Source organism: Pseudomonas sp. FSO-7 (genome assembly GCF_059579345.1).
Window position 1 is genome coordinate 6,260,150 of the sequence record NZ_CM184193.1, and the last position, 19,299, is coordinate 6,279,448.

Sequence of the window (19,299 nt, forward strand, 5' to 3'; positions counted from 1 at the left end):
CCTGATCACGCCAGCGGCATACCCGTAAACGCCAAGTCCTTATTCCATAAACGACAATCAACATGCCTTTTTAGTATTAAATCATTAGATATCAGGCTGTTAGGCTTCCCGGCTCACAGTCGCGGCTTCGGGCGACTGGCACGTCTTATCGGAGTCTCTTTTGATGAATCTGCCGCTGATCCTCAACCTGCTGGTGTTCCTCGCCTTGCTGTTCGGCCTGGCGCAAACCCGTCACCGCACCTGGAGCCTGGCCAAGAAGGTGCTGCTGGCACTGGTGCTGGGCGTGGTGTTCGGCATCGCCCTGCACACGATTTATGGCGCCGGCAACCCGGTGCTCAAGGCCTCCATCGGCTGGTTCGACCTGGTGGGCAACGGCTATGTGCAGTTGCTGCAAATGATCGTGATCCCGCTGGTCTTCGCTTCGATCCTCAGCGCCGTGGCCCGCCTGCATAACGCCTCGTCCCTGGGCAAGATCAGCTTCCTGACCATTGGTACGCTGCTGTTCACCACCGCCATCGCCGCGCTGATCGGCATCGGCCTGACCAACCTGTTCGGCCTCACCGCCGAAGGCCTGGTGGCCGGCACCCAGGAACTGGCACGTCTGCAAGTGATCCAGAGCGACTACGCCGGCAAGGTTGCCGACCTGAACATCCCGCAATTGCTGCTTTCATTCATTCCGCAGAACCCGTTCGCCGACCTGGCGCGGGCCAAGCCGACGTCGATCATCAGCGTGGTGATCTTCGCGGCGTTCCTCGGGGTCGCGGCGTTGCAGTTGCTCAAGGATGACGCGGAAAAAGGCCAGAAAGTGATCAACGCCATCGACACTCTGCAAAGCTGGGTGACGCGCCTGGTACGTCTGGTGATGAAGCTGACGCCGTACGGTGTCCTGGCGCTGATGACCAAGGTGGTGGCCGGCTCCAACCTGCAGGACATCATCAAGCTCGGCAGTTTTGTCGTGGTGTCGTACCTCGGGCTGGGCCTGATGTTCGTGGTCCATGGTCTGCTGGTGTCCGCGGCCGGGATCAACCCGTTGCGCTTCTTCCGCAAGATCTGGCCGGTGCTGACCTTCGCCTTCACCAGCCGCTCCAGCGCCGCCACCATCCCGTTGAGCATCGAAGCCCAGACCAGTCGTCTCGGCATTCCACGGGCGATTGCCAGCTTCAGCGCCTCGTTCGGCGCCACCATCGGCCAGAACGGTTGCGCCGGCCTGTATCCGGCCATGCTGGCGGTGATGGTCGCGCCGACCGTGGGCATCAACCCGCTGGATCCGGTCTGGATCGCGACCTTGGTGGCGATCGTGACGTTGAGTTCGGCCGGGGTGGCCGGAGTCGGTGGGGGCGCGACGTTCGCCGCGCTGATCGTGTTGCCGGCGATGGGCTTGCCGGTCGCGCTGGTCGCCTTGCTGATTTCCGTCGAGCCACTGATCGACATGGGCCGTACGGCGTTGAACGTCAGCGGCTCGATCACCGCCGGGGCGATTACCAGCCAAGTGATGCAGCAGACCGACAAGGCGTTGCTCGATGCCCAGGAGCACGGGGAGTTGGTGCACGCTTGATGGGAGTACCTGCTAAATCGCCATCGCGAGCAAGCTCGCTCCCACAGTGGTTAGCGGTGATCGCAGATAGTGTGCTCACCAAAAACCCAATGTGGAAGCGAGCTTGCTCGCGATGCTTTTAGCGCTTCTCCCACACCTCAAAGCTGTAGGCCGGCTTGTCCCCTTCAGCCGGGTTCGGCTGGTTCGACACCAGCTTCCACTGGTTCGAATCGAATTCTGGAAACCACGCGTCCCCTTCCGGGCTCAGCGCCACGCGGGTCAGGTACAGGCGATCCGCCTGCTCCAGGGCCTGGGCGTACAGTTGGGCGCCGCCGATCAACATCAGTTCGTCGACGCCCTGTTCCAGGGCCCACGCTTCGGCACGTTCCACCGCGGCCTCCAGGGTGGAAAACACTTCCGCCCCCTCCAGCACCAGCCCCGGCTGGCGACTGACGACGATGTTCAGGCGCCCCGGCAGCGGTCGACCGAGGGAGTCCCAGGTCTTGCGCCCCATGATGATCGGCTTGCCCAAGGTGGTGGCCTTGAAGTATTTGAAATCCCCCGGCAGGTGCCAGGGCATGCTGTTGTCGACGCCGATCACACGGTTTTCACCGAGGGCTGCGATCAGGCTTAGGGGGAGAGTTTTGTTCATGGTCGCGAGGATACCAGAGGCCCGGCGTACCCCGACAGGCATCACAGCGGTTATGCTCAACCCTCATTCGAGCAACGGAAGCCCCCGTGACAGCACTGCAAAACCTCTGGCTGACCGAGACGATACGCCTGCGTGAAGAACACGCCGGCCCGCTCGAGGACCAGGAAGCCAATCGCCTGGCCCGTGCGGCAGGCGGCGACTTATCCACCCGCATCCGCCACCGCGCCCGCTGGCTGGCCGAACGCGATGGCCTCACCCAAGCCCTGGGCCATTGGCTGCAAGGGGCGCGCCTGGCGCTGATCGTATTGGCGGTGCTCGCCATCATCAGCGGTGCCGGCCTGGGCTTTGCCGCCCTCGGCGACGGGCAAACATCGGTCAATGTGTTCTGGGCCTTGGGCAGTCTGTTGGGGCTGAACCTGGTGCTGCTTATCGGTTGGGCCTTGGGCCTGATCTTCGCCGGTGAGCAAGGTGCCGCACTGGGACGCCTGTGGCTGTGGCTCAGCGAAAAACTCGCCCGCGACGCCAAGGCCGCCCAACTGGCGCCGGCCCTGCTGCTGTTGCTGCAACGGCACAAACTCAGTCGCTGGGCCCTCGGCGCGTTGGTCAACGGTTTGTGGCTGCTGGCGATGCTCAGTGCACTGGTCATCGTGCTGCTGCTGATGGCGACCCGGCGCTATGGCTTCGTCTGGGAAACCACCCTGCTTGGCAGTGAAACCTTCGTCGCCATGACTCAGGCCCTCGGCACGCTGCCGGCACTGCTGGGCTTCAGCGTGCCGACGGTGGACATGATCCGCGCCAGTGGCGACGCCGCGCTGAACATCGAGAGCGCCCGCCAGGCCTGGGCCGCCTGGCTGGTGGGCGTGGTGCTGGTCTATGGCGTGGTGCCGCGCCTGTGCCTGGCGCTGCTGTGCCTGTGGCGTTGGCAGCGTGGCCGGGCCACGCTGCGCCTGGACCTGAACCTGCCGGGCTACGCTCAACTGCGCGAACGACTGATGCCGAGCAGCGAACGCCTGGGCGTCAACGACGCCGCACCCGCACAATTGCATCCCATTGAAAGCGCCGTCGGTGCAACGGAAAGCGACGGCGCGCTGCTGGTGGCCATCGAACTGGACGATCGACCCTGGCCGCCCAAACTGCCCGAGGCGGTGAAAAGCGCTGGCATCCTCGACAGCCGCGAGTCCCGCCACAAACTCCTCGAGCAACTGTCACGCTTTCCGCCGGCGCGACTGGCAATAGCCTGCGACCCACGCCGCTCACCGGACCGGGGCAGCCTGGCGCTGATCGCCGAACTGGCCCGCAGCGCCAGCGCCACCCGCGTCTGGCTGTTGCAGGCGCCGCCCGGCGAAGCGCTGGACGCCGAGCGCCTGGGCGATTGGCACAACGCGCTGCAACAATTGCAGTTGCCCTTCGCCGACTGCATGCCCTTGAACTGGCTGGAGAGCGGCCATGACTGAGCCCATGAAGCCACTGAAGCTGGCCGTGGTCGGCCACACCAACGTGGGCAAGACCTCGCTGCTGCGGACCCTGACCCGCGACGTCGGCTTCGGCGAGGTGTCCCACCGTCCGAGCACCACCCGGCATGTCGAGGGTGCGCGCCTGTCGGTGGACGGCGAAGCACTGCTGGAGCTGTACGACACGCCGGGCCTGGAGGACGCCATCGCCCTGCTCGATTACCTCGAACGCCTGGAGCGCCCTGGCGAACGCCTCGACGGCCCGGCGCGCCTGGCCCGCTTCCTCGAGGGCAGCGAGGCGCGTCAACGCTTCGAACAGGAAGCCAAGGTGCTGCGGCAACTGCTCGCCAGCGACGCCGGGCTGTATGTGATCGATGCCCGGGAACCGGTGCTGGCCAAGTACCGCGATGAATTGGAAGTCCTCGCCAGTTGCGGCAAACCGCTGCTGCCGGTGTTGAACTTCGTCAGCAACGCCCACCATCGCGAGCCTGACTGGCGCGAAGCCCTGGCGCGATTGGGGCTGCACGCCCTGGTGCGCTTTGACAGCGTCGCCCCGCCCGAGGACGGCGAGCGACGTCTGTATGAAAGCCTCGCGTTGTTGCTGGAAAGCGCCCGTGGTCAACTGGAACGACTGGTCGCCGATCAACAGGCCCAACGCCTGGCCCGCCAGCAGAGCGCGGCACGCTTGATCGCCGAATTGCTGATCGACTGCGCCGCCTGCCGACGCAGCGTGGCCAGCGACACCGAGCTGGAACGCGAGGCCATTGGTGAGCTGCGTAACGCGGTGCGTCAGCGCGAACAGCGCTGCGTCGAAGCCCTGCTCAAGCTCTACGCGTTCCGTCCCCAGGACGCTGCTGCCAGCGACCTGCCGCTGCTCGACGGGCGTTGGGGCGATGACCTGTTCAACCCCGAAACCCTCAAGCAACTGGGCGTGCGTGTCGGCGGCGGCATCGCAGCGGGCGCGGCGGCCGGGGCCGGCGTGGACTTGCTGGTGGGCGGCCTGACCCTCGGTGCCGCTGCCCTGGCCGGGGCCATTGTCGGCGGTACCCTGCAAACTGCCCGCAGCTATGGCAACCGGCTGATGGGCAAGCTCAAGGGGCAACGGGAACTGACGGTGGACGACGGCGTGCTACGCCTGCTGGCCTTGCGCCAACGACAGCTGCTGCAAGCCCTTGACCTGCGCGGCCACGCAGCGCTGGACAGCATCCACATCGCCATGCCCCAGGACAAGACCTGGCGCGAAGGCAAGTTGCCCGACGCCCTGAACAAAGCCCGGGCGCATCCGCAGTGGTCATCCCTCAATCCCCAGGCGCGGTTGAGCCAGGCGGAGCGGCAGGAGCAGATTGAGCAGTTGGCCGAGCAGCTCTAGCCCTGCAGCAAGAGACTTTGTGGGAGCAAGGCTTGCCCGCGATGAATCGATGCGGTCTTTCAGAGACCGAGGCGCCTGTATCGCGGGCAAGCCTTGCTCCCACAGAGAGTTCCTTGTCGCAGAGCGCTGCGCTGCTCAAGATTACTCGTTACTCAAGGCTTTGAGGGCCGCCGCCGCTTCAGCCAACTCCAGCTCGCTGAACACCCGCACCCCATGGCGCTTGAGCAACGCCGCCGTCACGCCTTCGCCACTGACCTTCACACCGCTGAACGTCCCGTCATAGGTCAGCAGGTTGCCGCACGACGGGCTGTTGGCTTTGAGCACGGCGACGCGGATGCCGTACTCACGCACCAACGCCAGTGCTTGATACGCACCCGACAAAAACTGCGCGCTGACATCTTCGCCGTCAGTGGTGATCACTGCTACGCGGCCATCGAGCACTTGCCCACCCTGCCCACCAGGAATCTCCGCTGGCGCCCGAGGCGTGGGCAAGCCGCCGGCGACTTCCGGGCACAGCGGCACGACCCGGCCTTCGTCGAGCCATTGCCGGAGTTGATCGTATGGCCCGCTGGCACCGCCGTCGTAGCGCACGCGATGGCCGAGCAGGCAACGGCTGACCAGGATTCTTTCCATCGTCAGAACAACTCGTTGCCGCGACGGCGGAACCAACCGGTCAAGGACAGGCGATCCCGGGTGGCCGGCAGTACTTCGTGGGGAATGTCCCCCGACAGGAACACCACCAGGCAACCTCCGATGGGCACCACATCACGCTCCACGCCCTCCTCCAGGTACATGCGCAACTGGCCGCCGTGTTCCGGTAGCCAATCGTCGTCGTTGAGGTAGAGCACCGCCGACACCATGCGCCGGTCGTCGTCGCGAAAGCGGTCGACGTGCTTGAGGTAGAACGCACCCGGCGGGTACAGGGCGAAATGACTTTCGAAATCCTCCAGACCCAGGAACAGCCCGCGATTCATCGCCTCGCGCAGGCTGTCCATCAGCGCCAGGTAATGGTCGCAGGCTTGCGCCTGGCCAGGTTCGATCCACTGGATGCGATCCCCCCGAATCCCTTCGCGGATCTCCGAGAACGGCCCGCGCCCGACCGCTGCCGGAGCCAGTTCACCCTCGGCGGCACGCTGGCGGCATTCGGCCGCCAGGGCACGGGTCGGCGCGTCCGGCAGGAAAACGTTCTGCTGCGACCAGCCGCGTTCGGCCAGGTCGTCGACGATACGTAACAGCAGCGGGTGATCAGAAGGTATTTGCATGGCGCGCATAGTATTCCTGTGCCTGCAAAACCGACAGCGACGCTCAGCAGGTTTTTTGCCGCCAGATAGCACCGCCGTACGAACTTGATACGAATTCTCGACAAGACCCCACACCCCACGGAGAATAGTCGGCTGCTGACAGGAGTCCCTATGCGCCGTTTGCTTTTCTCACTGTTGATGTTCTGCGTTTTGCCCGCCTGGGCAGACAGCTACGACCAGTTGTACAAGGTCGCCGGCTGGCCGGAACAGCGGGCGCATTTCAATGATGCCTTGAGTGCCGCCCAGCAGCGCTATCAGAGCAGCCTGCCGCCGGCGGTGTTCCAGGCCCTGGTGAACAACAGCAATCAACGTTTCGCCCCCCAGGCCATGGACCAGCGTGCCGAGGCGCAGATACGCAGCAAGCTTCGAGACCCGAACCCGGCCCTGGCCTTTTTCCAGTCGCCCCTGGGCCGCAAGGTCGTGGCAGCCGAGTTGCTGGCGACCCGGCGCGATCAATTGGCGAAAAATGCCAAGGGCCTGCCGAAGATGCAAGCCAGTGACACCCGCCTGTTGATCATCGGCCACCTGGCCCAGGCCCTGCCCGCCCGCGAAGCCGGCGCCGAAGTCAGCCTGGCGATCGCCGGCGTGGCGGCCGACAGCCTGAGCTCGATGATCCCGGGACTCTTGGGCGCCGGCCAGGCCCAGGGCATGCTCAACGGCCAGCGCCAGCGACTGATGGAGCAGATCGGCGCGGACCTGAACAACACGTTGCTGTACGTCTACCGTGACCTGACGGATACCGAGCTGGAAGAATTCGCCACCTTCGCCGAATCGGCCGAGGGCCAGGCCTATTACCAAGCGGCGCTGGCGGCGATTCGGGCGGGGTTGGCGGTGGGCCAGAATCTCGGGCAATAGTTCAGCGCCGCTATCGCGAGCAAGCTCGCTCCCACATTGGATCTGCGACGATCACAAAACCTGAGTTCACTCAAATACCCTGTGGGAGCGAGCTTGCTCGCGATAGCAATCGCCCGGTCACCGCCGAACCCGGCTCATCCGCTTCGTCAAGAACCCGAACATCTCCTGCCGCATCGCCAGCGCCTCGTTCGCCAGGTGATGCCGCCCCTCAGGCAACATCAACACCTGCGGCCGGTCGAACTTGCCGCGCAGCACTTGCAGGTTGTGCACCCAATCCACCGTCATGTCCGCCTGTCCCTGCACGATCAAGGGCTGGCGCGGGCTGCTCGGGGCGGCTTCGATGCGCTTGATCCATTGCCCCAATGCCCCCACCCAGGCGGTGGGCAGGCGCAGCGGTTGCAGCGGGTCGGCTTGCAAAAATGGCAGGAACTGCGGGTCGGTGGAGTTCTCGCTGAAACGTCGGGCGATACCGGTGACGAAGGGCTTGAGCAGGTAATAACTCAGGCGCGACCAACCCCAGGCCCGCGGCCGCACCAGGGGTGACAGCAGGATGACCTGGCCCTGGGCCGGGCTCTGCGCGCCGTGGTTGAGCACGTGATCGACCACGATCGCCCCGCCGGTACTTTGCCCGCACAGGTGCCAAGGCTGCGGCAGGTGCAGCGTCGCGGCCTCGGCCAACAGGCCCTGCAAGGTGGCCTGGTACTCGGCGAAATCCTCGATGCTGGCGCGTTCGCCGCTGGACAGGCCGTGGCCCGGCAGGTCGCAGGCGATCACCGCGAATTTCTGCTCCAAGGCCCACTCGATCAAGTGCCGGTACAGCCCCATGTGATCGTAGTAACCGTGGAACACAAACAACGTCGCCACGGCTTTTTCCGGCCACCAGACCTGGCTCACCAGTTCATACCCGCCCACCTCGAAACGCCCCAATCCCTTGCGCACGCTGCGCTGTGGAAAATCCAACCCATAGAACCGCTGGTAAGCCTGGGCTTGCTCGGACAGCGCTTGCCACTGGGCCAGCGGTTGCAGGCTGGCACGCAGGAGATCGGGATCGAAAGTGGCAGGCATCAAGGTTTCCAGGCATGGGCGCAGCGCGCGAGACAGACTTTACAAGCCTGTGATATTCATCTGTCGCGGCAAGCATGGCAAGCTACGCGGCTTCAGAGGATCGACTCCATGCGCCCGTCCCACCGCACGACCCTGCTTGCCAGCCTGCTTGCCCTCGGATGCGCCATCGTATTGTGGGCGGCCTACGACTGGTTCCAGGGCCGTTTCCTGCGGGCCTTCAGTCAACACACAGCGGTGTTTTCCGGCGACCCTCTGCGCCTGCCCGCCGACCTGGCCGGCCCTGGCGCGATCCGCCTGGTGCATTTCTGGGACCCGGCGTGCCCGTGCAACGTCGGCAACCAGCAGCACCTGGGCGAACTGGTCGATAAATACGTACCGCAAGGCGTTGAGTTCTATGCGGTACAAAAGCCCGGCAGCCAGGGTCAATTACCGGCCACCTTGAACAGCCTCAAACCGCTCCCGGCGCTCCCCGGCTCAAATCAGATCCCCGCCAGCCCGGCCGTGGCGATCTGGGATCGCAGCGGCCAGTTGGCTTATTTCGGTCCCTACAGCGAAGGCCTGACCTGCAATTCGAGCAACAGCTTCATCGAGCCGATTCTCGAGGCGTTGAGCGGCGGTCGAGCGGTCAACGCAACCCACACGATGGCGGTGGGTTGCTATTGTCCATGGGCCCAGGACACATCAGGCAAGGAATAAGACGGGAAATCCTCCCGAGGAGCGATGCGAAGTCGCGCAGCGACGTGTTAAACAGGGAACAAACAGCGAGGCCATGGAACCGCTGTCACCAGAATAAGGACTCACCATGAAACGCACCCCCATCGCCTTCCTGTCATTGATCGTCACCGCGATCATCGTTGCGGGCGGCTACCTCTACAGCAAGCAACCCACCCGCCAGGGCACGATGCAGGTGCAAGGGCTGCAGGGCTCGGTGACGGTGCGCTACGACGAACGCGGTGTGCCGCATATCCGCGCCGAAAACGAAACCGACCTGTACCGTGCCCTCGGTTATGTCCATGCCCAGGACCGGCTGTTCCAGATGGAGATCATGCGCCGCCTCGCCCGGGGTGAGCTGGCCGAGGTGCTGGGGCCGAAGCTGCTGGACACCGACAAGCTGATGCGCAGCCTGCGCATCCGCGAGCGCGCCGCGGCCTATGTGACCGAACAAGACCCGCAATCCCCGGCCTGGGTCGCCATGCAGGCCTACCTGGACGGGATCAACGCCTACCAGGACAGCCACACCCGGCCCTTGGAGTTCGATGTGCTGGGCATTCCCAAGCGCCCCTTTACTGCTGAAGACACCGTGAGCATCACCGGCTACATGGCCTACAGCTTTGCCGCCGCCTTTCGCACCGAACCCTTGTTGACCTACGTGCGCGATCAATTGGGCGCCGAGTACCTGAACATCTTCGACCTCGACTGGCAGCCCCAGGGCGTGCTGGCCGAAGGTCGCAAGGGCGGCCTGCCCCTGGCCGCCGCCGATTGGAAAGACCTCAACGCCCTGGCCCGCCTGAGCGAGCAGGCCCTGGCCGAAAACGGTCTGCCGCAGTTCGAAGGCAGCAACGCCTGGGCGGTCTCCGGCAGCCGTACCCACAGCGGCAAGCCCTTACTGGCGGGCGACCCGCATATCCGCTTTTCCACGCCCTCGGTGTGGTACGAGGCGCATCTGTCTGCACCGGGTTTCGAACTCTACGGGCAGTACCAGGCGCTGCTGCCCTTTGCGACGCTGGGCATGAACAAGGATTTCGGCTGGAGCGTCACCATGTTCCAGAACGACGACCTGGACCTGATCGCCGAGAAGGTCAACCCGGACAACCCCGAACAGGTCTGGTATCGCGGCCAATGGGTCGACATGACACGCAGCGAGCAGCAGATCGCGGTCAAGGGCCAGGCGCCGGTGACGCTGGTGCTACGCCAATCGCCCCACGGTCCGATCGTCAACGATGCCCTCGGTGCGAACGCCGGCAAGACCCCGGTCGCCATGTGGTGGGGGTTCCTGGAAAGCCGCAACCCGATCCTCGACGCCTTTTACCAGCTCAACCGCGCCGATACCCTCGCCAAGGCCCGTGGCGCCTCGGCCAATATCCACGCCCCCGGACTGAACGTGGTGTGGGCCAGCGCCAAGGGCGATATCGGCTGGTGGGCCGCGGCGCAATTGCCCAAGCGGCCGGTCGGCGTGAAGCCTGGCTTCATCCTCGACGGCAGCAGCCCGGAGGCGGAAAAGGAAGGCTTCTATCCGTTCAGCAGCAATCCACAGGAAGAAAACCCGGCACGGGGCTACATCCTCTCGGCCAATTTCCAACCCGTGCCGGCCAGCGGCATCGAGATCCCCGGCTACTACAACCTCGCCGACCGTGGCCAGCAGCTCAACCAGCAGCTCAGCGACAAGCAGGCGAAATGGGACATCCAAACCACCCAGAAGCTGCAACTGGGCACCACCACCGCCTACGGCCCTCGTCTGCTCGCGCCTTTGTTGCCGGTGCTGCGTAGCGTGGTCAGCGACCCGCAGGAACGCAAATGGGTGGAACAATTGGCCCAATGGTCAGGCGATTACCCGCTGGACTCCATCAGCGCCACGCTGTTCAACCAGTTTCTGTTCAACCTGGCCGACGCCGCCCTGCACGATGAACTGGGCGACGGGTTCTTCGAGACCGCGCTGTCGACCCGAGTGATCGACGCAGCCCTGCCACGCCTGGCGGCCTCCGGAGATTCACCGTGGTGGGATGACCGCACGACGCTGGGCACGGAAACCCGTGCCGACACGGTGAACGTCGCCTGGAAGAAAAGCCTGGCGCACCTGCGGGCTACCCTGGGCGACGATGCCATGCAATGGCAATGGGGCAAGGCTCACACCCTGACCCATGGTCATCCGCTGGGTCAGCAAAAGCCCCTGGACCGGGTCTTCAACGTTGGGCCGTTTGCGGCCCCTGGCACTCATGAAGTGCCCAACAACCTCTCTGCCAAGATCGGCCCGGCGCCGTGGCCGGTGACCTACGGACCTTCGACCCGGCGCATCATCGACTTCGCCGACCCGAGCCACAGCGTCACCATCAACCCCGTCGGCCAGAGCGGCGTGCCGTTCGACAAGCATTACGAGGATCAGGCCGAGGCGTACATCGAAGGGGTCTATCACCAGGCGCACCTGGCCGAGGAAGAAGTGCTGGCCAATACCCGCACGACCCTGAAGCTGCTGCCGGCCCGGGCGCCCTGAACCGGACGTGCAGGTCGTTTTTCATCACTGAACCGGGCGTGATCATCATGGATGGTCAAGACTACATGACGCTCACTTCCCGCCTCTTTCATAGGAGTCAACGCTATGTTCAACAACTGGTCCGAGCTGCTGCCCACCATCAAAAGCGCCTTTGGCGCCCTGGGCAAAAGCAATCCGAAGATGGTCAAGGCCTACATGGCCCTGGACGAAGCCGCGGCAGAGAACAATGTGCTCGACGCCAAGACCCGTGAGCTGATCTCCATCGCCGTGGCCATCACCACGCGCTGTGACGGCTGCATCGGCGTACACACCGACGCAGCCATCAAGGCCGGCGCCACCCGCGAAGAAATCGCCGCCACCCTGGCCACCGCCGTGTCCCTGAACGCGGGCGCGGCGTACATCTACTCCCTGCGAGCCCTGGAGGCCCATGACGCGTTGAAGAAGTGAGGAGCTGACACCTACGCCAGCGCACCGAAATTCAGCCTGAATTGCTGCGGCGTCACGCCCAGCCTGCGATTGAATACGCTGCGCATGTGCTGGGCATCACGAAAGCCGCATTGCCAGGCCACGGTCTTGAGCGGGGTGCGGGTGCTTTCCAGCATCACCCGCGCCGCGTCCACCCGGGCCTGCTCGACGAACTCCGCTGGCGTGATCTTCGCTTCCCGGGTGAACACCCGAGAAAAGTTGCGCGGGCTCATGTTCGCGGCATTGGCCAGGTCGGCGATGGTCAGGTCACCGTTCAGGTGCGCCAGTACATAGGCCTGGACCTGGACCACGGTGGACGTCGGCTCAGCGTGGGGAGCGAGAAAAGGACTGAATTGCGACTGCCCGCCCGCGCGCTGGGTAAACACCACCAGCCGCTTGGCGACACTCAGCGCCACGTCCGGCCCATGGTCCTGGGCCAGCAGGAACAACGACAGGTCGATGCCTGCGCTGACCCCGGCGGAGGTGTAGAGCTGGCGATCCTGCACATACAAACGATCCGCTTCGACCCGGGTCGAGGGACACAGCTGCGCCAGCGCCGCGGCTTCCCCCCAATGGGTGGTAACAGTCCGCCCCTCCAGCAATCCAGCCCGGGCCAGCATGAAAGCGCCATTGCAGATCGACCCGAAGCGCCGGGCCCGTCCACAGGCCTCCCGCAGCCAGGCATCGAATCCTGCGCCAAGGTGCGTGAACGGCAACTGCGGCCCGCCCGCGACCAACAGCAGGTCGTAGGCCTGCCGAGCCTCGCTGAAATGCCGATGGGCATTCAGGGACAAGCCGTTGGAACAGGCCATCGCGCCTCGCTCGGTGCCGATCACGTCAAGCCGATAGTGATCCTCGGCGACCAGGAACCGATTGGCTTCGCTGAACACGTCCATGGGCCCGGTCACGTCCAGCGACTGGACGCCAGGGAATACCACGACGGCGACGATTTTCTGCATGGTGCTCGCTTGCCTTCGAGTGGAACGACTCCAGCACCCTAGCCAATTCGCGTCCCGGAAGCCATCTGGCACGAAACCCAGGCTTATTGGCAAGGATCGTAGCCATGGGAACATTGTTCGGCTAACGCCCGGCGAACAGACTGAAACCCTCGGCGCCGTACTGGCCTATCGTCAAGAGGAGAACAGCATGAACACCATCGCCGGCATCAAGATCCCCGACAGCCCCCTCGCCCGCGCCACCACCGAATACATTCGCGATATCGAGTCTGACCTGCTGTACCACCACTCTCGTCGGGTGTTTCTGTTCGGCGCCTTGAGTGGCCAGCGGCGGCAGTTGGCCTACAACCCGGAGTTGTTGTATGTCGGGGCGATGTTCCACGACTTGGGCCTGGTGGAAGGCTATCGCAGCGATGATGAGCGCTTCGAAGTGGACGGGGCGAACGCGGCCGCGGCGTTTCTCAAGCCCTACGGGTTGAGCGATGACGACATTGAGCAGGTGTGGCTGTCGATTGCCCTGCACACTACGCCGGGCGTACCCAAACATCTGCGTCCCACGGTGGCCCTGGTGACCGCTGGCGTGGAAATGGACGTACTGGGCATGGACTACGCCGCGTTTCCGGCAGCACAGCGCGACGCCGTGGTGCAGGCTCATCCGCGCGGGGAAGGGTTCAAGGAGTGCATCATCTGCGCCTTCGCCAACGGTTTGCGGCATCGTCCGCAGACCACCTTTGGCAACGTGAAGACCGACGTGTTGGTGGATCAGGAACCTGGGTTCAAGCCGATGAACTTCGTGGAGGTGATCCGCGCTTCGTCTTGGCATTCGTAGCCAGCACGCCCCACCGCTATCGCGAGCAAGCTCGCTCCCACAATGGGATCTGCGTTCGGCCGCAGGTTTGTAGGCGAACAAAAAACTGTGGGAGCGGGCTTGCTCGCGAAAGCGGTGCATCAGCCAACATGAATGTTGGATGTACCTCCGTCTTCGCGAGCAAGCCCGCTCCCACATTTGGCGCCAGTGTCGGGTTAGACCGGTGCGGTCTCGGCCCGGCGGACTTCCGGTTGTTTCCAGGAGTCGGCGGCGCTTTCTTCGATGGCTTGCTGGATCGCGCGCTTGCGATTTTCTTCGGCGCGACGGCTGAAGTACCAGACCAGGAAGGTCACCAGCGACACCGCCAGCAGGATCAGGCTCGCCACGGCGTTGATTTCCGGTTTGACCCCCAGGCGCACGGCCGAGAAGACTTCCATCGGCAAGGTCGTCGAGCCGGGGCCGGAGACGAAGCTCGCCAGCACCAGGTCATCCAGGGACAACGCGAACGACATCATGCCCCCCGCTGCCAACGACGGCGCGATCATCGGGATGGTGATCAGGAAGAACACCTTCCACGGCCGCGCACCGAGGTCCATGGCCGCCTCTTCGATGGACAGGTCCAGCTCACGCAAGCGTGCCGAGACCACCACCGCCACATAGGCCGCGCAGAACGTGGTGTGGGCGATCCAGATCGTGACGATGCCACGCTCCTGGGGCCAGCCGATCATCTGCGCCATGGCCACGAACAGCAGCAACAGCGACAGACCGGTGATCACTTCCGGCATCACCAGCGGCGCGGTGACCAAACCACCGAACAGCGTGCGGCCCTTGAAGTGGGTGATGCGGGTCAACACGAAGGCCGCCAGCGTACCCAGGGCCACCGCGGCAATCGCCGTGTAGCAGGCGATTTCCAGCGAGCGCATCACCGAGCCCATCAACTGGCTGTTGTCCAGCAGGCCGACGTACCACTTGATCGACCAGCCGCCCCACACCGTCACCAGTTTCGAGGCGTTGAACGAGTAGATCACCAGGATCAGCATCGGCGCGTAGATGAACAGCAAACCCAGCACCAGCATCAGGCTTGAAAAACTGAAGCGCTTCATTCCTTGCCCTCCATTTCTTTGGCCTGACTGCGGTTGAACAGGATGATGGGCACGATCAGGATCGCCAGCATCACCACCGCCAGGGCGGAAGCCACCGGCCAGTCTCGGTTATTGAAGAATTCCTGCCACAGCACTTTACCGATCATCAGGGTTTCCGGGCCGCCCAGCAGCTCCGGGATCACGAACTCGCCCACCACGGGGATGAACACCAGCATGCAGCCGGCGATGATGCCGTTCTTGGACAGCGGCACGGTGATTTTCCAGAAGCTGTTGAAGGTGCTCGAACCCAGGTCCGACGCAGCTTCCAACAGGCTGGCGTCATGCTTCACCAGGTTGGCGTACAACGGCAGGATCATGAACGGCAGATAGGAGTAGACGACCCCGATGTACACCGCCAGGTTGGTGTTGAGGATCTGCAGCGGTTCGCTGATCCAGCCCATGCTCAGCAAAAAACCGTTGAGCAGGCCGTTATTGCTGAGGATGCCCATCCACGCATAGACGCGGATCAGGATCGCAGTCCAGGTCGGCATCATGATCAGCAGCACCAGCACTGTCTGCATCTCTTTGCGGGCGTTGGCGATGCCATAGGCCATCGGGTAGCCGATCAGCAGGCACAAGACCGTGCTGATCAGGGCCATTTTCAGCGAGCCGAGGTAGGCGGCGATGTACAGCTCGTCCTCGCTCAGCATCGCGTAGTTGGCGAGGTTGAGCAGCACCTGCAACTTCTGATCGACGTAGCTGTAGATCTCGGTGTACGGCGGAATGGCCACGTCGGCTTCGGCAAAGCTGATCTTCAGGACGATGAAGAACGGCAGCATGAAGAACAGGAACAGCCAGATGAAGGGCACCCCGATGACCAGTTGGCGGCCACCGGGCGTTATTCGATCGAGTCGGCGTTTGAGTTTGCGCATGTTCATGAGCGAAGCACCACGCCGCTGTCGTCTTCCCACCAGACGAACACCTGGTCGCCCCAGGTCGGGCGCTGGCCACGGCGTTCGGCGTTGGCGACGAAGGATTGCACCAACTTGCCGCTCGGCAGCTCGACGTAGAACACCGAGTGGCCGCCCAGGTAGGCGATGTCATGGACCTTGCCGCTGGACCAGTTGTGCTCGCAGGTCGGCTGCTCGGACGTAACCAACAGTTTTTCCGGGCGAATGGCGTAGGTCACGGACTTGTCCTGCACCGAGGTGCTGATGCCGTGGCCAACGTAGATGTTGCGGTCCAGGTCCTTGCAAGTCAGCACCGCGTGGCCTTCGGCGTCGTCCACCACTTCGGTCTCGAAGATGTTGACGTTGCCGATGAACTCGCAGACCAGCCGGCTGGTCGGGGTCTCGTAGATGTCGATCGGGCTACCGATCTGGGCGATCCAGCCCAGGTGCATGATCGCGATACGTTCGGCCATGGTCATGGCCTCTTCCTGGTCGTGGGTCACCATGACGCAGGTCACGCCGACCCGCTCGATGATCTCCACCAGTTCCAGCTGCATCTGCGAGCGCAGCTTCTTGTCCAGCGCGCCCATCGGCTCGTCGAGCAGCAACAGCTTCGGCCGCTTGGCCAGGGAACGGGCCAGGGCCACACGCTGGCGCTGGCCGCCGGAGAGCTGGTGCGGCTTGCGCTTGGCGTACTGGCTCATCTGCACCAGTTTGAGCATCTCCGCCACGCGGGCATCGATCTCGGCCTTCGGGATCTTGTCCTGTTGCAGGCCGAAGGCGATGTTCTGCGCCACGGTCATGTGCGGGAACAGGGCGTAGGACTGGAACATCATGTTGATCGGCCGCTCATAGGGCGGCATGTCGGTGATGTCCACACCGTCGAGGAAAATCCGCCCCTCGGTGGGCCGCTCGAAACCGGCCAGCATGCGCAGCAAGGTGGATTTGCCCGATCCCGAACCGCCGAGCAAGGCGAAGATCTCGCCTTTCTTGATTTCCAGGGACACATCGTCCACGGCAATCGTCTCGTCGAACTTCTTCGTGACCCGGTCGATTTTGACCAGCACCTGCTTGGGTGTCTGGTCGCCCTCGAGGGCTTTCTTATAGGCGCCGGAGGCAACTGCCATTTACGAAACTCCCACAGAATTTGCAGTTCGCCCCACGCGGACGAACAAGAGTGTTGACGTTTATTTACCCGACTTGACCTTGGTCCAGCTGCGGGTCATGAGTCGTTGGATCTTGGGCGGCAACTCGGAGTTGACGTAGAGCTTGTCGACGACCGCTTGCGGGGGATAAACCGCTTCATCGGTGCGGACTTTCTGGTCCATCAGTTCGCCAGCCTTCGGGTTCGGGTTGGCATAACCGACAACGTCACTGACCTGGGCGATCACCTCGGGCTTGAGCACATAGTTGATGAACGCGTGGGCTTCCTTGACATTGGAGGCGTCGCCCGGGATCGCCAGCATGTCGAACCAGAGGTTGCCGCCTTCCTTGGGAATCACGTAGGCGATGTTCACACCCTTGCCGGCCTCGCTGGCACGAGCGCGGGCCTGGAAGATATCGCCGGAGAAACCGGCGGCCACGCAGATCTCGCCATTGGCCAGATCGGAGATGTACTTGGAGGAGTTGAAGTAGGTCACGTAAGGCCGGATCTTGAGCAGCTGCGCCTCAGCCTTCTTGTAATCTTCGGGGTTTTCGCTGTTGGGGTTCAGGCCCAGGTAGTTGAGCATCGCCGGGATCATTTCGTCGCCCGAGTCGAGGAACGAAACGCCGCAGCTGGACAGCTTCTTGATGTTTTCCGGCTCGAACAGCATGGCCCACGAATCGATCTTGTCGACACCCAGGACCGCCTTGATCTTCTCGACGTTATAGCCGATGCCGTTGGTGCCCCACAGGTAAGGCACGGCGTACTGGTTGCCCGGGTCGTTCTTTTCCAGGCGCTTGAGCAGCGCAGGATCGAGGTTGGCGTAGTTGGGCAACTGCGCCTTGTCGAGTTTCTGGAACGCCCCGGCCTTGATCTGCTTGCCCAGGAAGTGGTTGGACGGCACGACCACATCGTAACCGGTGCGCCCGGCCAGCAACTTGCCTTCCAGGGTTTCGTTGGAGTCGAACACGTCGTACACCGGCTTGATGCCCGTGGCTTTTTCGAAATCCGCCAGGGTGGTCTCGCCGATGTAGTCCGACCAATTATAAATATGCACGGTGGAGGCGGCCTGGACGCTGACAGCGAGCGTCAGGCCGGTGCCGACCAGCAAGGCGTTGCGTAACAAAGAAAAGACTGGCACGTGGAGGTCCTCTTAAATAGTTGGGCCCAAGTTGCCCCCGTTACGTGGCCACGATGGGCCCTGCAACAAAACCGGCGCGCAACTTACCCTCGATAAACCGATCCAGCAAAACTTTTAGTGATTGAAGGCTCCTGTTGCGCCGCCGCGATGCCAGCGACAACAGGAGGATGCTTCAGGCCGGCTTATTTACCGGATTTGATCTTGGTCCAGCTGCGGGTCAGGATCCGCTGGGTTGCCGACGGCAGGTCGGCGATGGCGTACAGCTTGGCCTTCACTTCGTCCGATGGGTAAATGCTCGGGTCACCGGAGATTTCCTTGTCCACCAAAGCGGTGGCGGCCTTGTTGCCGTTAGGGAAGCGCACGTTGTCGGTGATCTCCGCCATGATTTCCGGCTGCATGATGAAGTTCATCCACTTATAAGCGGCCTCGACGTTTTCGGCATCCTTGGGAATGGCGACCATGTCGTAGAACGAACCGGCACCTTCCTTGGGAATGGTGTAGGCCACTTTCACCTTGCCGCCAGCCTCGGCAGCGCGGCTCTTGGATTGCTCGATATCACCCGAGTAGCCCACGGCGACGCAGATGTTGCCGTTGGCCAGGTCGGAAATGTATTTGGACGAGTGGAAGTAACCGATCGATGGACGCAACTTGAGGAACAGCGCTTCGGCTTCGGCCAGTTGCTTCTTGTCCTGGCTGTCGGTCGGGTAGCCAAGGTAATGCAGGGCCACCGGAATCATTTCGGTTGGCGAATCGAGGAAGCTCACGCCGCAGCTCTTGAGCTTGGCGATGTTCTCGGGCTTGAGCAGGGTGTCCCAGGAGTCGATCTTGTCGATGCCCAGTGCGGCCTTGACCTTCTCGGGGTTGTAACCGATGCCGATGGTGCCCCACATGTAGGGGAAGGCGTGTTTGTTGCCCTGGTCACTGGCATCGCCGACCGCCTTGAGCAGGTCTGTGTCCAGGTTCTTCCAGTTCGGCAGCTTGGACTTGTCCAGTTCCTGGTAGACCCCGGCCTTGATCTGCTTGGCGAGGAAGTTGTTCGACGGCACCACGATGTCATAACCGGACTTGCCGGCCAGCAACTTGGCTTCCAGGGTTTCGTTGCTGTCGAACACGTCGTAGACGACTTTGATCCCCGTTTCTTTCTCGAACTTGGCGACGGTGTCCGGCGCAATGTAGTCGGACCAGTTATAGACATGCAGCACTTTGTCGTCCGCCTGGACGGCGCCCGCCATCACGCCCATCAGGGACATGGCGAGGAGGGTCTTGCCAGCTATCTTCATACCTAATGCCTTCATGGATTGATGCTCCAGTTATTCTT

General features: G+C 63.1%; 18 protein-coding genes. 8 read left to right on the plus strand and 10 right to left on the minus strand.

Annotated elements, in window-relative coordinates:
- The first annotated feature begins 163 nt into the window (after positions 1–163).
- Entirely contained in the window at positions 164–1,555 is a 1,392-nt protein-coding gene (locus tag AC515T_RS27540) for an L-cystine transporter (RefSeq protein ID WP_496530730.1), read from the plus strand.
- A 118-nt stretch (positions 1,556–1,673) separates the two neighbouring features.
- Here AC515T_RS27540 and AC515T_RS27545 read toward each other — a convergent pair whose 3' ends face one another.
- Positions 1,674–2,186: a dihydrofolate reductase gene (locus AC515T_RS27545; protein ID WP_496530731.1), complete on the minus strand. Its 513-nt coding sequence runs from the start codon at positions 2,184–2,186 to the stop codon at positions 1,674–1,676.
- Positions 2,187–2,272: 86 nt separating this feature from the next.
- On the opposite strand from AC515T_RS27545, the gene AC515T_RS27550 reads away from it, so the two are divergent.
- Together AC515T_RS27550 and AC515T_RS27555 are read left to right on the plus strand one after the other, a co-directional pair.
- The gene (locus AC515T_RS27550) at positions 2,273–3,640 is read left to right on the plus strand and encodes a DUF2868 domain-containing protein (RefSeq protein ID WP_496530732.1); all 1,368 of its coding nucleotides are present in this window, start codon (positions 2,273–2,275) and stop codon (positions 3,638–3,640) included.
- Positions 3,633–5,006: a GTPase/DUF3482 domain-containing protein gene (locus AC515T_RS27555; protein WP_496530733.1), complete on the plus strand. Its 1,374-nt coding sequence runs from the start codon at positions 3,633–3,635 to the stop codon at positions 5,004–5,006. The genes AC515T_RS27550 and AC515T_RS27555 overlap by 8 nt, the downstream gene beginning before the upstream one ends.
- Positions 5,007–5,147: 141 nt before the next feature.
- Here AC515T_RS27555 and AC515T_RS27560 read toward each other — a convergent pair whose 3' ends face one another.
- Positions 5,148–5,639 carry a 2-thiouracil desulfurase family protein gene (locus tag AC515T_RS27560; protein WP_496530734.1) on the minus strand — a complete coding sequence of 164 codons (492 nt, stop codon included), beginning with the start codon at positions 5,637–5,639 and terminating at the stop codon, positions 5,148–5,150.
- Between the two features lie 2 nt (positions 5,640–5,641).
- Complete coding sequence (locus tag AC515T_RS27565) at positions 5,642–6,277, minus strand: 2OG-Fe(II) oxygenase (protein WP_496530735.1); 636 nt, start codon at positions 6,275–6,277, stop codon at positions 5,642–5,644.
- A 141-nt stretch (positions 6,278–6,418) separates the two neighbouring features.
- Between AC515T_RS27565 and AC515T_RS27570 the strand changes: the two genes are divergently transcribed.
- The gene (locus AC515T_RS27570; protein WP_496530736.1) at positions 6,419–7,162 is read left to right on the plus strand and encodes a DUF2059 domain-containing protein; all 744 of its coding nucleotides are present in this window, start codon (positions 6,419–6,421) and stop codon (positions 7,160–7,162) included.
- Between the two features lie 117 nt (positions 7,163–7,279).
- Here AC515T_RS27570 and bipL read toward each other — a convergent pair whose 3' ends face one another.
- Positions 7,280–8,227, minus strand: coding sequence for a phospholipase BipL (gene bipL / locus AC515T_RS27575; protein WP_496530737.1), 948 nt, complete (start codon positions 8,225–8,227; stop codon positions 7,280–7,282).
- 108 nt (positions 8,228–8,335) lie between these two features.
- Between bipL and AC515T_RS27580 the strand changes: the two genes are divergently transcribed.
- The 3 genes from AC515T_RS27580 to AC515T_RS27590 all read left to right on the plus strand — a co-directional run bounded on the left by AC515T_RS27580 (position 8,336) and on the right by AC515T_RS27590 (position 11,882).
- Positions 8,336–8,923: a DUF6436 domain-containing protein gene (locus AC515T_RS27580; protein WP_496530738.1), complete on the plus strand. Its 588-nt coding sequence runs from the start codon at positions 8,336–8,338 to the stop codon at positions 8,921–8,923.
- A gap of 106 nt (positions 8,924–9,029) precedes the next feature.
- Positions 9,030–11,435, plus strand: a complete 2,406-nt coding sequence (locus tag AC515T_RS27585) for a penicillin acylase family protein (RefSeq protein WP_496530739.1) — start codon at positions 9,030–9,032, stop codon at positions 11,433–11,435.
- 105 nt (positions 11,436–11,540) lie between these two features.
- Entirely contained in the window at positions 11,541–11,882 is a 342-nt protein-coding gene (locus AC515T_RS27590) for a carboxymuconolactone decarboxylase family protein (RefSeq protein ID WP_014340738.1), read from the plus strand.
- An 11-nt stretch (positions 11,883–11,893) separates the two neighbouring features.
- On the opposite strand, the gene AC515T_RS27595 is transcribed toward AC515T_RS27590, so the two are convergent.
- Positions 11,894–12,859, minus strand: a complete 966-nt coding sequence (locus AC515T_RS27595; protein ID WP_496530740.1) for a GlxA family transcriptional regulator — start codon at positions 12,857–12,859, stop codon at positions 11,894–11,896.
- A gap of 187 nt (positions 12,860–13,046) precedes the next feature.
- Here AC515T_RS27595 and AC515T_RS27600 point away from each other — a divergent pair, with 187 nt between their 5' ends.
- Positions 13,047–13,685, plus strand: a complete 639-nt coding sequence (locus AC515T_RS27600) for an HD domain-containing protein (RefSeq protein ID WP_496530741.1) — start codon at positions 13,047–13,049, stop codon at positions 13,683–13,685.
- Between the two features lie 194 nt (positions 13,686–13,879).
- On the opposite strand, the gene AC515T_RS27605 is transcribed toward AC515T_RS27600, so the two are convergent.
- The 5 genes from AC515T_RS27605 to AC515T_RS27625 all read right to left on the minus strand — a co-directional run bounded on the left by AC515T_RS27605 (position 13,880) and on the right by AC515T_RS27625 (position 19,261).
- Entirely contained in the window at positions 13,880–14,767 is an 888-nt protein-coding gene (locus tag AC515T_RS27605) for an ABC transporter permease subunit (protein WP_496530742.1), read from the minus strand.
- Positions 14,764–15,684 (minus strand): ABC transporter permease subunit, encoded by a 921-nt coding sequence (locus tag AC515T_RS27610; RefSeq protein WP_496530743.1) that lies wholly within the window; start codon positions 15,682–15,684, stop codon positions 14,764–14,766. The genes AC515T_RS27605 and AC515T_RS27610 overlap by 4 nt, the downstream gene beginning before the upstream one ends.
- On the minus strand, positions 15,681–16,823 hold the full coding sequence (locus AC515T_RS27615) for an ABC transporter ATP-binding protein (protein ID WP_122567462.1): 1,143 nt from the start codon (positions 16,821–16,823) through the stop codon (positions 15,681–15,683). The genes AC515T_RS27610 and AC515T_RS27615 overlap by 4 nt, the downstream gene beginning before the upstream one ends.
- A 60-nt stretch (positions 16,824–16,883) precedes the next feature.
- The gene (locus AC515T_RS27620; protein WP_496530744.1) at positions 16,884–17,981 is read right to left on the minus strand and encodes a polyamine ABC transporter substrate-binding protein; all 1,098 of its coding nucleotides are present in this window, start codon (positions 17,979–17,981) and stop codon (positions 16,884–16,886) included.
- 182 nt (positions 17,982–18,163) lie between these two features.
- Complete coding sequence (locus AC515T_RS27625) at positions 18,164–19,261, minus strand: polyamine ABC transporter substrate-binding protein (protein ID WP_496533200.1); 1,098 nt, start codon at positions 19,259–19,261, stop codon at positions 18,164–18,166.
- Positions 19,262–19,299: the final 38 nt, after the last annotated feature.

Excerpts from the sequence above, each read along its gene's own strand:
- AC515T_RS27540 (WP_496530730.1), top strand. The coding sequence starts at position 164 with ATGAATCTGCCGCTGATCCTCAACCTGCTGGTGTTCCTCGCCTTGCTG.
- AC515T_RS27615 (WP_122567462.1), bottom strand. The coding sequence starts at position 16,823 with ATGGCAGTTGCCTCCGGCGCCTATAAGAAAGCCCTCGAGGGCGACCAG.
- AC515T_RS27625 (WP_496533200.1), bottom strand. The coding sequence starts at position 19,261 with ATGAAGATAGCTGGCAAGACCCTCCTCGCCATGTCCCTGATGGGCGTG.
- AC515T_RS27555 (WP_496530733.1), top strand. The coding sequence starts at position 3,633 with ATGACTGAGCCCATGAAGCCACTGAAGCTGGCCGTGGTCGGCCACACC.
- AC515T_RS27595 (WP_496530740.1), bottom strand. The coding sequence starts at position 12,859 with ATGCAGAAAATCGTCGCCGTCGTGGTATTCCCTGGCGTCCAGTCGCTG.
- AC515T_RS27560 (WP_496530734.1), bottom strand. The coding sequence starts at position 5,639 with ATGGAAAGAATCCTGGTCAGCCGTTGCCTGCTCGGCCATCGCGTGCGC.
- AC515T_RS27600 (WP_496530741.1), top strand. The coding sequence starts at position 13,047 with ATGAACACCATCGCCGGCATCAAGATCCCCGACAGCCCCCTCGCCCGC.
- AC515T_RS27545 (WP_496530731.1), bottom strand. The coding sequence starts at position 2,186 with ATGAACAAAACTCTCCCCCTAAGCCTGATCGCAGCCCTCGGTGAAAAC.
- bipL (WP_496530737.1), bottom strand. The coding sequence starts at position 8,227 with ATGCCTGCCACTTTCGATCCCGATCTCCTGCGTGCCAGCCTGCAACCG.
- AC515T_RS27570 (WP_496530736.1), top strand. The coding sequence starts at position 6,419 with ATGCGCCGTTTGCTTTTCTCACTGTTGATGTTCTGCGTTTTGCCCGCC.
- AC515T_RS27590 (WP_014340738.1), top strand. The coding sequence starts at position 11,541 with ATGTTCAACAACTGGTCCGAGCTGCTGCCCACCATCAAAAGCGCCTTT.
- AC515T_RS27585 (WP_496530739.1), top strand. The coding sequence starts at position 9,030 with ATGAAACGCACCCCCATCGCCTTCCTGTCATTGATCGTCACCGCGATC.
- AC515T_RS27605 (WP_496530742.1), bottom strand. The coding sequence starts at position 14,767 with ATGAAGCGCTTCAGTTTTTCAAGCCTGATGCTGGTGCTGGGTTTGCTG.
- AC515T_RS27565 (WP_496530735.1), bottom strand. The coding sequence starts at position 6,277 with ATGCGCGCCATGCAAATACCTTCTGATCACCCGCTGCTGTTACGTATC.
- AC515T_RS27610 (WP_496530743.1), bottom strand. The coding sequence starts at position 15,684 with ATGAACATGCGCAAACTCAAACGCCGACTCGATCGAATAACGCCCGGT.
- AC515T_RS27580 (WP_496530738.1), top strand. The coding sequence starts at position 8,336 with ATGCGCCCGTCCCACCGCACGACCCTGCTTGCCAGCCTGCTTGCCCTC.